Annotated in this window: 10 protein-coding genes; 5 read left to right on the top strand and 5 right to left on the bottom strand. The window is 73.6% G+C overall.

What is annotated here, in order from left to right; genetic code table 11:
* The first annotated feature begins 240 nt into the window (after positions 1–240).
* Complete coding sequence (locus tag HW837_RS31305) at positions 241–1,347, top strand: hypothetical protein (protein WP_193382463.1); 1,107 nt, start codon at positions 241–243, stop codon at positions 1,345–1,347.
* Positions 1,348–1,544: 197 nt separating this feature from the next.
* Positions 1,545–2,168, top strand: coding sequence for an HAD family hydrolase (locus tag HW837_RS31300; protein ID WP_193382462.1), 624 nt, complete (start codon positions 1,545–1,547; stop codon positions 2,166–2,168).
* A 24-nt stretch (positions 2,169–2,192) separates the two neighbouring features.
* On the opposite strand, the gene HW837_RS31295 is transcribed toward HW837_RS31300, so the two are convergent.
* A complete protein-coding gene (locus tag HW837_RS31295) occupies positions 2,193–2,444 on the bottom strand; it encodes a hypothetical protein (RefSeq protein WP_045556038.1) in 252 nt (83 codons plus the stop codon).
* 225 nt (positions 2,445–2,669) lie between these two features.
* Between HW837_RS31295 and HW837_RS49695 the strand changes: the two genes are divergently transcribed.
* Positions 2,670–3,053, top strand: a complete 384-nt coding sequence (locus tag HW837_RS49695) for a cold-shock protein (protein ID WP_045556039.1) — start codon at positions 2,670–2,672, stop codon at positions 3,051–3,053.
* Positions 3,054–3,074: 21 nt separating this feature from the next.
* Here HW837_RS49695 and HW837_RS31285 read toward each other — a convergent pair whose 3' ends face one another.
* The 4 genes from HW837_RS31285 to HW837_RS31270 form a co-directional block, all read right to left on the bottom strand.
* The gene (locus HW837_RS31285; protein WP_193382470.1) at positions 3,075–3,938 is read right to left on the bottom strand and encodes a 1,4-dihydroxy-6-naphtoate synthase; all 864 of its coding nucleotides are present in this window, start codon (positions 3,936–3,938) and stop codon (positions 3,075–3,077) included.
* A gap of 49 nt (positions 3,939–3,987) precedes the next feature.
* Positions 3,988–4,749 (bottom strand): futalosine hydrolase, encoded by a 762-nt coding sequence (locus tag HW837_RS31280; protein WP_193382461.1) that lies wholly within the window; start codon positions 4,747–4,749, stop codon positions 3,988–3,990.
* Positions 4,750–4,765: 16 nt separating this feature from the next.
* Positions 4,766–5,260, bottom strand: a complete 495-nt coding sequence (locus tag HW837_RS31275; protein ID WP_045556041.1) for a hypothetical protein — start codon at positions 5,258–5,260, stop codon at positions 4,766–4,768.
* A 74-nt stretch (positions 5,261–5,334) separates the two neighbouring features.
* Entirely contained in the window at positions 5,335–6,681 is a 1,347-nt protein-coding gene (locus HW837_RS31270) for an MFS transporter (RefSeq protein ID WP_045556042.1), read from the bottom strand.
* A gap of 638 nt (positions 6,682–7,319) precedes the next feature.
* On the opposite strand from HW837_RS31270, the gene HW837_RS31265 reads away from it, so the two are divergent.
* Both HW837_RS31265 and HW837_RS31260 read left to right on the top strand, forming a co-directional pair.
* Positions 7,320–8,249, top strand: a complete 930-nt coding sequence (locus HW837_RS31265; RefSeq protein WP_045556043.1) for a DUF3027 domain-containing protein — start codon at positions 7,320–7,322, stop codon at positions 8,247–8,249.
* Between the two features lie 349 nt (positions 8,250–8,598).
* A complete protein-coding gene (locus HW837_RS31260) occupies positions 8,599–11,748 on the top strand; it encodes a sacsin N-terminal ATP-binding-like domain-containing protein (protein ID WP_045556044.1) in 3,150 nt (1,049 codons plus the stop codon).
* Positions 11,749–11,926 lie beyond the last annotated feature (178 nt).

The following is an 11,926-nucleotide window of genomic DNA, read 5'->3' as shown; positions in this document are numbered from 1 at the left end:
CGCCTCTTGGCTTGGGGTGCCGCACGGCTGGGGGCGCCTGATGGCTCGGGGCGCATGTTTCGTCGGCGGGTGCGGGTCGGTGGGGGTTGCTCGCGCCCGCGCGGCGGAGCCGCATATCGACACAGCCCCGCGCCCCTGACGAGCAGGGGCTGCGCCCCTTGCTTGTCTGCGGGCCCGAGGGCCCTCCCCGGAAGCGATACCGTCGGGAGGAAGTACGCGCGCCAACCCCGGAGGGGCTTCGTGGGGATTGAGAGCGACCAGGTCGTCTACGAGTATCTGAGCCGGGTCGGTGACCTGGCCCAGCAGCGGCAGTTGCCGTCGTCGACGCGGATGCGGCTGGTGTCGGGGCTGCGGGACGAGATCGACCGGCGGCGGGCGAAGGCGCCGGTCGACAGCCCGGCCGCCGTGCGCCGCATCATCGCCCGCCTGGGTACGCCGGACGAGATCGTCGAGGCGGCGGGCGCGCCCGGTGACGTACCGGAACCGCCGGCCGCCGCCGTGCCCGTGCAGCGGGTGACCGGCGGGGACGCGGCCGACCAGGACACCGGGGACACCGGGGAGCGGACCAAGGGGCTGTCCAGGGGGCTGCGGCGGGTCGTGCCGCGACCGCGTTCCTCCGATGCCGTGCCACCGCCGGTGGCCGGGGGCGCCGCTCCACCGCATCTCGCTCCGCTGCACGAGCTGGGGGAGGGGGACGCCCAGCCCGACTGGTGGCGGGTCGGTGGGGGCGGGGGGCCCGGCGGCGACATCGGGTTCGGACTCGGTGACTCCGTACCGGGGTTCGTCGGAGGCGTGGAGATCCCCGAGCTGCTGAAGCCGCCTCCGGTGAAGGCGGACGCGGACGAGGCCGGGGTGCGGGCGAAGGGCGGGGAGCGCGGGGCGGTCGTCGAGAAGGGGGCGGCGGCTTCGGCGGCTTCGGCGGCTTCGGCGGGTGAGGCGGAGGAGGGGGCCGCGGTTCGGGCCCCGGCTCGGCGGCGGGTGCCGTTGCCCCGGTTGCGTTCCGCGGGTGCGGGGTGGAGCAATCCGCTGCTGTTGCTGGCGGCCGTGCTGTTGGTCGCGGGGGCGGTGATGGGGAGTCTGGTGCCGCTGGGGCTGGGGTGGTTGATCGCCTACCTCTCGCGGAGGCTGACGCCCTCGGAGTCGAAGTGGGCGGTGATGGGGGTTCCCGGTGTCGTGGCCGCCGGGGGTGTGGTGTGGCTGTGGGGACGCGGTGACGGGCGCTGGGGGGATCCGATCGCCCAGGGGCAGATGAGCGGGGCGTTGGCGGAGACGTGGCCGTGGGTGCTGCGGGTCGCGGCCGTGTCGTCCGCGCTCTATCTGTTCTGGCGGTCGCAGCGGCCTCGGTGAGGTTTCGTGGGCGGGTGCGGGTGGGTGGGGGTTGCTCGCGCAGTTCCCCGCGCCCCTGAAAGCCCAGGCCCTGCGGGCCTGAAAAGCAGGGGGCGCAGCCCCTGCTTTTCAGGGGCGCGGGGAACTGCGCGAGAAGCCCCACCGGACCCGCACCCAACCACGCACCCCACCCCACCCCACCCCACCCCGCCCCCACAATGGACCGCATGAGTTCTCGCATGCTGACCGTCGGGTTCGATCTCGATATGACGTTGATCGACTCGCGGCCGGGGATCCACGCCTGTTACGTGGCGCTGGCCGCGCGGACGGGGGCGTACATAGACGCCGATCTCGCGATCACCCGGCTGGGACCACCCCTCGCGGACGAGCTGGCGCACTGGTTCCCGGCCGCCGAGATCCCGGCCATGGCCGACCTCTACCGGGCGATGTACCCGTCGATCGCGATCGCCGCGACCCCCGCGATGCCCGGCGCGCCGGAGGCGATCGCGGCGGTCCGGGCCGCCGAGGGCCGGGCGATCGTGGTCACCGCCAAGTACGAGCCGAACGCGAAGCTGCACCTGGAGCACCTCGGCATCGAGCCCGACGTGCTGGTCGGCGACCTGTGGGCGGAGGCCAAGGCGGACGCGCTGCGGGAGTACGGCGCGAGCGTGTACGTCGGCGACCACACCGGCGACGTACGGGGCGCGCGCACGGCCGAGGCGTACTCGGTCGCCGTCGCCACCGGCCCCTGCGACGAGCGCGAGCTGCGCGAGGCGGGCGCCGACGTCGTCCTCGCGGACCTCACGGCCTTCCCCGCGTGGCTCGCCGCGCACCGAGGCTAGAAACGTGCCCTGCGGGGCCCTTCGCTAGAAGCGCGCCTCGCGGGCCTTTCGGCGCCCCGCCGCGACGGACTGGAGGACTCCCGCGCCGGCGATGAGGAATCCGACCCCCATGAGCATGCTCAGAACGAACATGTAGGTGGGGAACGGCGTCGTTCCGAGGAGGAGCGGGGCCACGGTGACGAGTGTGGCCACGGCGCCGATGATGAAGACGATGCCGCCGACACGGATCAGTCGGTCACCGGGTTCGGCGGAATTCGGTTGGGTTTTGTCACGCACCCGACCAGGGTAGTTCCCAGCGCGAGGGAACAGTCGGCCGACGTCTTGTCACCCGCCCCCGGACCAATAGGCTGGGGACCGGCGGGTCCGACGACCCGCTGTAGTGCTGTCCAGAGCAGTTTGCGCACACCGAGAACACGTTCAGAACACACTCGAAGCACACTCAGAACACCTTCGAACACCTTTCAGACGCAGTTTCCGACGAGTACGAGGACGAGGACAGACGTGCCTACCGGCAAGGTCAAATGGTTCAACAGTGAGAAGGGCTTCGGCTTTCTCTCCCGCGACGACGGCGGTGACGTCTTCGTCCACTCCTCCGTACTGCCCGCCGGTGTCGACACCTTGAAGCCGGGCCAGAAGGTCGAGTTCGGCGTCGTCGCCGGTCAGCGCGGTGACCAGGCGCTTTCCGTGACGATCCTGGAGCCCGCGCCCTCGGTCGCCGCCGCCCAGCGCAAGAAGCCCGACGAGCTGGCCTCGATCGTGCAGGACCTGACCACACTGCTGGAGAACATCACGCCGATGCTGGAGCGGGGCCGCTATCCCGACCGTGCCGCCGGCAAGAAGATCGCGGGTCTGCTGCGCGCCGTGGCCGACCAGTTGGACGTGTGATCCCGCGGACTCCCGTCCCTCTCAAGGGAATTCGAGCGCGCCTGGGCCGAGGGGCGGCAGCAGTCCCTCGGCCGCAGCGCGGGTGAGCAGCCCCCTGACCGCCGCATAGCCGTCCTCGCCGAGGTCGGCGGTGAACTCGTTGACGTACAGCCCGATGTGCTGGTCGGCGACGGCCGGATCCATCTCCTGGGAGTGTGCCAGGACGTACGGGCGGGAGGCCTCGGGGTCGTCCCAGGCCGCGCGGACGGAGGCCCGGATCGTGTCCGCGAGCGTCGTCAGGGTCTGACGCCCCAGTGAGCGCTTCGCGATGATCGCGCCGAGCGGGATCGGCAGCCCCGTCGTGTCCTCCCAGTGTTCGCCCATGTCGGCGAGCTTGTGGAGGCCGTAGTTCTGGTACGTGAAGCGGGCCTCGTGGATGACGAGTCCGGCGTCGACCTTCCCGTCCCGCACGGCCGGCATGATCTCGTGGAACGGCATCACCACGATCCCGCCGACCCCGCCGGGCAGGGTGTCCGCCGCCCAGAGACGGAAGAGCAGATAGGCGGTCGAGCGCTCGCTCGGCACGGCCACCGTACGGCCGGTGAGGTCCGCGCCCGGCTCCCGCGTCAGCACCAGCGGACCGCAGCCCCGCCCGAGCGCCCCGCCGCACGGCAGCAGCGCGTACTCGTCGAGGACGTACGGCAGGACGGCGTACGACACCTTCAGTACGTCGAGGTCGCCGCGTTCGGCCATCCCGTTGGTGATGTCGATGTCCGCGAACGTCACGTCGAGCGCGGGCGCGCCCGGGATCCGGCCGTGCGCCCAGGCGTCGAAGACGAAGGTGTCGTTGGGACAGGGGGAGTACGCCATCCGCAGCGCGCCGCCGGCCGCCTCGGGGGCGCTCATGGCCGGGTCGGGGGCGCTCGCGGCGCTCGTGTCAGGGCTCATGCTCGTATCAGGGCTCATATGGGTCCCAACTCTCCAGTACGGGCGTCAGCTTCCCGAAGGCCGTGGTGAGCGCGGTCAGGGCGTCGCCGACCCGCCAGGCGGCGCGGTCGCGCGGGCCCACGGGGTTGGAGACGGCCCGCAGTTCCAGGACGGGCGTGGTGTGCGCGGCGGCGGCCTCGGCGACCCCGAAGCCCTCCATCGCCTCGGCCAGCGCGTGGGGGTGGCGGGCGCGCAGGGTGGCCGCGCGTTCGGCGCTGCCGGTGACCGTGGAGACGGTGAGCACGGTGCCGGTACGGGCGCCGGTGGCGGTCGCGGCGGCGCGTACGAGGTCCCGCGGGGGGCGGTGGGTGACGGTACCGAAGCCCAGGTCGGTGACCGGGAGGAAGCCGTCCGGTGTCTCGGCGCCGAGATCGGCGGCGGTGATCTCGTCGGCGAGGACGAGCGAGCCGAGCGGGGCATCGGGCAGGAACCCGCCCGCGATCCCGGCGGAGACGACCAGCCCGTACGGCCTGCCCTCCAGCACGGCGGCGGTCAGCGCGCCGGCGGTGGAGGCGGCGGCGAGCGCGGGGCCCACCCCGGCGGCGAGGAGGTCGTACTCCGGGCCGGTGGCGAGGGTGCCCTCGGTCGGGGGCGTGTCCGGTCCGTGGGCCGTGACGCGGTGGCGGTGCAGGGTGCCGGCCGGGAGGCGGGTCTCGGTCGCCGGGCCCGGAAGCGCTCGTGCCACCGCGTCCCGTTCGGCCGGGACGGCGGTGGCTACGAGGATGCGCATGGGTGTCGGCGGTGGATCAGGCGTCCGGGTTCTCCAGCTTGAAGTTCCACACGCCCTCGATCTTGGAGCCCTCGGCGTTCTGCTGGACGACGCTGATGGTCAGCGACTTCGGGGCGGTCTGCCCGGGCTGGGTCGCGAAGAGGCCGGGGTTGGGGAACGCCTTGTACGTCTTGTCGAACGTCTCGTTGACGACCGGCCGCCCGTCGATCCACAGGGTCCAACCCGCGTCCGCGACCTCCGGGTCGACGCCGATGCGAAGGGTCTCGTCATCGGGCAGCTCGACGGACTTGGAGGGCTTCTCCTGCGCGCACTCCACGGCCTGCTCGGCGGTGAGGGTCCGGTAGCACGCGGCCTCGGAGCTGATCGAGTCGGTACCGATCGTGACGGTGGCCATCGGCGTCGGCTCGTCGCAGGCCGACAGGACGAGAAGTCCGGCGGAGACAGCGCCGAGAGTGGCTGCGGCGCGACGGCTGTGTCGACGAGCGGCTCCGCCGCGGGGCTGGAAGGTCATGGGCGAAGGCTATCTGGCCCGTCCAGGCGTGCCCCTACGTGGGGTACGGCGTGCCGGATCGGCCGGGCGCACGGTCAGGCGATCCGGGCGCGGGGCGCACCGCCGTGCCGGGCGGAGGAAAGCAGTCCGCGGACCGTGGTGAGCCAGCCGGCGGCGACGATCGCGGCGGCCACGGCCATCCCCAGGGTGCCGTTGAGCGGCAGGGCGATACCGATGGCGCCGCCGACCACCCAGGCCATCTGGAGCAGGGTCTCGGAGCGGGCGAAGGCGGAGGTCCGCACGAGTTCGGGGACGTCCCGCTGGATCAGGGCGTCCAGCGACAGCTTGGACAGGGCCTGCGAGAACCCGGCGACGGCGGCGAGCGCGGCGATGAAGAACGTGCCGAAGAACAGCGCCGCCATGATCGCCACGGCGAGTTCCACGGCGACGACGGTCACGATGATCCGCTCCGGCGAGCGCTGCTTCACCCAGGCGCCGACGGCGGTGCCCAGCGCGTTTCCGGTGCCGGCGGCGACGGCCACCATGCCCAGCGACAGGGCCGCGCTCTGCCCGTGCAGCGGGTGGATGCGCAGCAGGAACGCCAGGTAGAAGATCAGGAAGCCGGAGAGGCCGCGCAGGGCGGCGTTGGCGCCGAGCGCGTGGGTGACCGCCGGGCCGACCGTCCGCAGGCCCGGCCGTTTGAGGGTGCTGCTGCGGTGCGGGCCGTGCAGATGCTCGGCGTCCGCCGCGAGCAGGGCCCGGTCCTCGCCCTTCGCCGAGTCGACCTTCGCGGGCAGCGTGAAGGAGAGGAACGTACCCGCCACGAAGATCAGGAAGGCGCCGTAGAGCGGCCAGCGGGGGCCGAGGGCCTGGAGTCCGGCGCCGATGGGCGCGGCGACGCCGGTGGCGAGCAGACCGCAGAGGGTGACCCGGGAGTTGGCCTTCACCAGGGAGAACCGGGGTGGCAGGAGGCGGGGGACGACCGCGCTTCTGACGACGCCGTACGCCTTGGACGCGACGAGGACGCCCAGGGCGGCGGGGTACATCTCGATCCGGCCGGTCTCGACGGCGCCGACCAGGATCAGGGCGAGGAACGCCCTGGTCAGCATGGCGCCGGCCATGGCGGCGCGGCGGCCGTGCGGGAGACGGTCCAGGAGGGGGCCGACGACGGGGGCGAGGAGGGCGAAGGGGGCGAGGGTGATGGCGAGGTAGAGCGCGACGCGGCCGCGGGCCTCGTCGGTGGGGACGGAGAAGAAGACGGTGGAGGCGAGGGAGACGGTGATCATCACGTCGCCGGCGCCGTTCACTCCGTGGAGTTCGATGAGTTTGCCGAGGCCGGACTCGCCGGCGCCGTGGGCGTGGGTGGCCTTGCGGATGCCTCGGGCGGGGCCGGTGAACGGGAGGTGCAGGGCGCGGCCCACCGAGCGGACCACGCCGGTCATCCGACCCGATCCGCGCGCTCCGCTCCGCTCGGCGCCGGTCACCTCGTCATAGTGCCCCGAGATGGCGGGGCGTAGTGCGGTTACCGCTCGTATGGCCGTGGGAGGTGTCGGGGGCGCGTCGGGGGTGGGGGTGCCTGGTTCGTCGGCGGGTGCGGGTGCGTGGGGCTTCTCGCGCAGTTCCCCGCGCCCCTGAAAAGCCGGGGCTGCGCCCCGTGCTTTTCGACCCGCCCCCCTCGCCTTTCGGGCCTGCCGGGGCCGTGGTCTTTCAGGCCCGCAGGGCCTGGATCTTTTAGGGGCGCGGGGAACTGCGCGAGACGCCCCACCGGGCCCGCAGACGCCCGACAACCCGCGCCCCCGAGCTCATAGGCACCCCGTTCAAGCCAACCCCGGCCCAACCCCAGCGGAGCGGAACCGTACGTCGGTGTGGGCGTGGAGCCCGGGAGAAGGTAGCGTGCATAGCGCGCCTGCGGCGGTTGTTCTCGGCCGCGCGCCTCTCGTTCATCCCGCAGAATGGATGACATAGGTGCGCCCGAGTGCGATCGGGCGCGGACGTCGACGCGGCCCCCTGGTCCGCTCCGTCCGCACCCCCCGCCGAGGGAGGCGCACTCGTGAGACGGCGTAGGAGAGAAGCGATACCTGTGAGCGCAGCGACAACGCGAAGCCGCACCCCCGACCGCCTGTGCGCCGAGGCCGTCGACCTCGCCCGCTCCGCAGCCGAGGAGGCCGCCGCCCCCGGTGTGGTGGGCGAACACGCGGGCCTCGTCTCCGAGGGCGACCGGGTCGTGACGCACTTCTTCGAGTGCAAGGAGATGGGCTACCGCGGCTGGCGCTGGGCCGTCACCGTCGCCCGCGCCTCCCGCGCGAAGTTCGTGACGCTGGACGAGGTCGTGCTGCTGCCCGGCCCGGACGCGCTGCTCGCGCCGGAGTGGGTGCCGTGGAGCGAGCGGCTGCGGCCCGGCGACATGGGCCCCGGCGACCTGCTGCCGACCGATGCCGAGGATCTCCGGCTGGAGCCCGGGTACTCCGGCGAGGACGAGCCGCTGCCCAACTCGCCGGTCTCGCACGACATGGCCGAGCTGGTGGAGGCGGAGGACGCCGAGGTCACCGGCGGGGTGCCGGCGAATCTGCCGCTCGCGCCGAGCCGTGGGTCGATCGCCGCGGTCGCCGAGGAGCTGGGGATGCGCCGGGCGCGCGTCCTGTCCCGGTACGGGCTGCACACGGCGGCGGACCGGTGGGAGGAGGGCTTCGGGGCCAAGACCGCGATGGCCCAGGCCGCGCCCGCCTCGTGTGTGAGCTGTGGATTCCTCGTGCCGATCGGGGGGTCGCTCGGGCAGGCCTTCGGCGTGTGCGCGAACGAGTTCGCGCCGGCGGACGGGCGGATGGTGTCCCTGACGTACGGGTGCGGGGGGCACTCGGAGGCGGCGGTCATGCCGAAGCCGCCGCGGCCGGCTCCGCCGCGGCTCGACGAGACGCGGGTGGATCCCTTCCCGCTGCGGCCGGCGCCGGATTCCGGGTCGGTGCCGGTGTCCGAGGAGGCCGAGTCCGAGGCGGATCTGGGGCATTCGTAGGGTCGCCGGTTCAGTGATTGGGTTCGCCTGAGAGCTCGGGGGTGCGGGTTCGTCGGCGGGTGCGGCTCCGGTGGGGCTTCTCGCGCAGTTCCCCGCGCCCCTAAAAGCATCAGGCCCCCGCGGGCCTGGAAGCGCGGGCCCCGCGGGCCTGAAAGCTCACGGTTCTGCGGGCCTGAAAAGTACGGGGCGCAGCCCCTGCTTTGCAGGGGCGCGGGGAACTGCGCGCGCAACCACGAACCACCCGCACCCTCGGACATACCAGCTACCCCCCACCCCCCTGGACACACGGCCAAGCCGGCGCAGCGACCCGGTACCTTCGTGGTCACCAGGCGACAGGGAGAAGTGAACCGTGAGCAAGTTCGTGCGGCCGGCAGCCGAGGGTGCGGACCCGTTCGGGACGGCGCGACTGCGGCGGGGCGTGCTGGACGCCTGGGCGACCAGTCCCGCCCGGTTCCGCGAGGACGCCAACGCCGAGGAGGACCTCGTCCTCGGCGGGTACCGGGACCGCCTCGTCGTGGAACTGGCGCAGAACGCCGCAGACGCGGCGGCCAGGGCGAAGGTCCCCGGGCGGCTGCGGCTGACCCTCCGGGACGGTGTCCTCGCCGCCGCCAACACGGGCGCCCCGTTGGACGCGGGTGGTGTGGAGTCGCTGTCCACGCTCCGCGCGTCCGCGAAGCGCGACACCCCGGCCGGCGGCCACGAGGGCGCGGTGGGCCGGTTCGGTGTCGGCTTCGCCGCTGTCCTCGCCGTCACCGACGAGCCCGCCGTCGTCGGGCGGCACGGCGGTATCCGCTTCTCGCTCGCCGAGGCCCGGCTGCTCGCCGCCGACACCGCCCGGCACAGCCCGGGACTGGGCGACGAGATCCGCCGCCGGGACGGTCATGTGCCGCTGCTGCGGCTGCCGTTCGCGGCCGAGGGGTCCGCTCCGGAGTCGTACGACACCGTCGTGATCCTGCCGCTGCGCGACACCGCCGCCGCCGATCTCGCCGAGCGGCTGCTGCACGCCGTCGACGACGCCCTGCTGCTGGCCCTGCCCGGCCTCGACGAGGTCGTCATCGAGGTCGGCGCCGACGAGGCGCGGACGCTGCGACGGCGCGTGGAGGGGGCGTACGTCGTCGTGGAGGACTCGCGGGACGGGGTCACGCGCTGGCGCACCGTCGCCGAGCACGGGGCGATCGAGGCCACGCTGCTCGCCGACCGGCCCGTCGAGGAGCGGCTGCGGCCGCACTGGTCCGTCACCTGGGCGGTGCCGACCGCTCCCGACGGCGCGCCGGTCCGCCCGCGCACCAGCCCCGTCGTGCACGCGCCCACCCCCAGCGACGAGGCCCTCGGGGTCCCCGCGCTGCTCATCGCCTCCTTCCCGCTCGACACGACCCGGCGGCACGCCGCGCCCGGGCCGCTCACCGACTTCCTCGTGCAGCGCGCGGCGGACGCGTACGCCGCGCTCCTCGCCGCCTGGGAGCCGGTGGGCGAGGGCGTCATCGACCTCGTGCCCGGCCCGCTGGGCAAGGGCGAGCTGGACGGGGCGCTGCGGCAGGCGATCCTGGAGCGGCTGCCGCGGACCGCGTTCCTGCCGCGTGCCGTGATGCCCGAACCCGACGACGAGCTGGACGAGTTGTCCGCCGCGCTGCGTCCGCGTGACGCCGAGGTCGTGGAGGGGGCCGGCGCGGAGACCGTCGAGGTGCTCGCGGACGTCCTGCCCAGCCTGCTGCCCGCCGGGCTCGAACGGCGCGCGGAGTTGCGGACGCTGGGTGTCGCGCGCCTGCCGCTGGGGGACGCGATCGACCGGCTCGCGGGGCTGGAGAAGGCCCCCGACTGGTGGCGGCGGCTGTACGACAGCCTCGCCGGGGTCGATCCGGACCGGCTGTCCGGTCTGCCGGTGCCGCTGGCGGACGGACGGACCACCATCGGGCCCCGGCAGATCCTCCTGCCGTCCCCCGACGGCCCGCAGGCGGCGCGTCCCGACACCCTCGCCCGTCTCGGGCTGAAGGTGGCGCACCCGGACGCCGCGCATCCGCTCCTGGAGAAGCTGGGCGCGCTGCCGGCGACCCCGCGTGCCGTGCTCACCACCCCGCAGGTACGGGCCGCCGTGGCCGCCTCCCTGGACGACGACGGCGGGGTCTGGGACGAGGAGGACGGCCGGCCGGACGCCGACGAGCTGGCCGACCTCGTCCTCGCCCTGGTCCGTGACGCGGGTCTGGAACCCGGCGACGAACCCTGGCTCGGTGCCCTCGCCCTGACCGACGAGGACGGCGAGCCGGCCCCCGCCGGTGAGCTGGTCCTGCCCGGCAGCCCGTTCGCCCAGGTCATGCGCGAGGACGAACTCGCCTTCGTCGACGCCGAACTGGCCGAGCGCTGGGGCGAACAGCCCTTGGCGGCCTGTGGAGTTCTGGCGAACTTCGCCCTGGTCCGTGCCACCGACGTCGTCCTCGACCCCGACGAACTGGAGCCGCGCGACGGGGACTTCGCCGAGCCCGACGACGCCGGGCTGCTGGACGCGGTGGACGTGTGGGCGGAGGACATCCTCGACCGGTTCCCGGACAGTCCGGTGCCGCCGGTCGCGACGGAGCTCGTGGCCGTGCGGGACCTGGACCTCGTCGACGAGGACCGCTGGCCGGAGGCGCTCGCGCTGCTGGCCCGCCCGCCGCTGCGCGACGCGCTGGTGCAGCCGGTGCGCATCCTGCTCCCGGACGGAACGCACGAGACCGTCCGCCCCTACACCGCCTGGTGGCTGCGCGGTAACCCCGTCCTCGACGGCCGTCGCCCGGCGGGCCTGCTCGCGGCCGGCGGCGACCCGCTGCTGCGCGGTCTGTACGACGAGGCCGACGCCACCGGCTTCGACGACGAGCAGGTCCTGCGGGCGCTGGGCGTGCGCACCTCGGTGGCCGCGCTGCTGGACGAGCCGGGCGGCGCCGCCGAGCTGCTGGACCGCCTGGCCGACCCGGACCTGCCGGTGACCGCCGCGCAACTGCACGGCCTGTACGGCGCGTTGGCCGACCTCGACCCCGAACAGGTCACCCTGCCGGACGAGTTGCGCGCGGTGGTGGACGGTGAGGTGACCGTCGTGGACGCGGCCGACACCATGGTCGTCGACTCGCCCGACCTGCTGCCCTTCACCTCCGGTGTGCCGCTGCTTCCCGTACGGCCGTCGCGGGCCGCCGAGTTGGCCGAGCTGTTCCAGGTGCGGCGGCTGAGTGAGTCGGTGACCGGGGAGGTCGACTCGGAGGGCACGGAACACGAGGTGCCCGACTCCGTGCGCGTCCTGCTCGGACCGGCCACCCCCGCGTCGTACGTCGAGCACGAGGAACTCGTCGTCGACGGCGTGGAGTTGGACTGGCGCCGCACCCGGGACGGCGTGCTGCACGCCGCCACGCTGGAGGGTGTCGCGGCCGGCCTTGCCTGGGCGGCGGGCCAGTGGCCCCGCCGCTTCGAGGTGGCCGCGCTGCTCGAAGACCCGTCCAGGACCGAGGAGTTGGCCCGGGACCGCTGGTTCGACTGACCAAACCTCCGCGATGTGATCTGCGCAACATTCGCAAAGGTTGTTCACAACTCGTACAACCATTCCCAGGGGCCCCGAGTCTGGTCTGGTGAGCCACCCGGCTCTCCAGACACTCGGGCCCCGCGTGCAAGCACTTCGTGCGTCATCATCGCCGCGGGTCCCCTTCAACGTGGGGAAC

This window comes from Streptomyces caniscabiei (assembly GCF_014930365.1).
In the GTDB taxonomy this organism is placed as follows: Bacteria; Actinomycetota; Actinomycetes; order Streptomycetales; family Streptomycetaceae; genus Streptomyces; species Streptomyces caniscabiei.
Note: the sequence above shows the minus strand (reverse complement) of the source record. Positions and strands in the feature narration are given on the sequence as shown.

Excerpts from the sequence above, each read along its gene's own strand:
- HW837_RS31275 (WP_045556041.1), bottom strand. The coding sequence starts at position 5,260 with ATGACCTTCCAGCCCCGCGGCGGAGCCGCTCGTCGACACAGCCGTCGC.
- HW837_RS31300 (WP_193382462.1), top strand. The coding sequence starts at position 1,545 with ATGGACCGCATGAGTTCTCGCATGCTGACCGTCGGGTTCGATCTCGAT.
- HW837_RS31280 (WP_193382461.1), bottom strand. The coding sequence starts at position 4,749 with ATGCGCATCCTCGTAGCCACCGCCGTCCCGGCCGAACGGGACGCGGTG.
- HW837_RS31270 (WP_045556042.1), bottom strand. The coding sequence starts at position 6,681 with ATGACCGGCGTGGTCCGCTCGGTGGGCCGCGCCCTGCACCTCCCGTTC.
- HW837_RS31285 (WP_193382470.1), bottom strand. The coding sequence starts at position 3,938 with ATGAGCGCCCCCGAGGCGGCCGGCGGCGCGCTGCGGATGGCGTACTCC.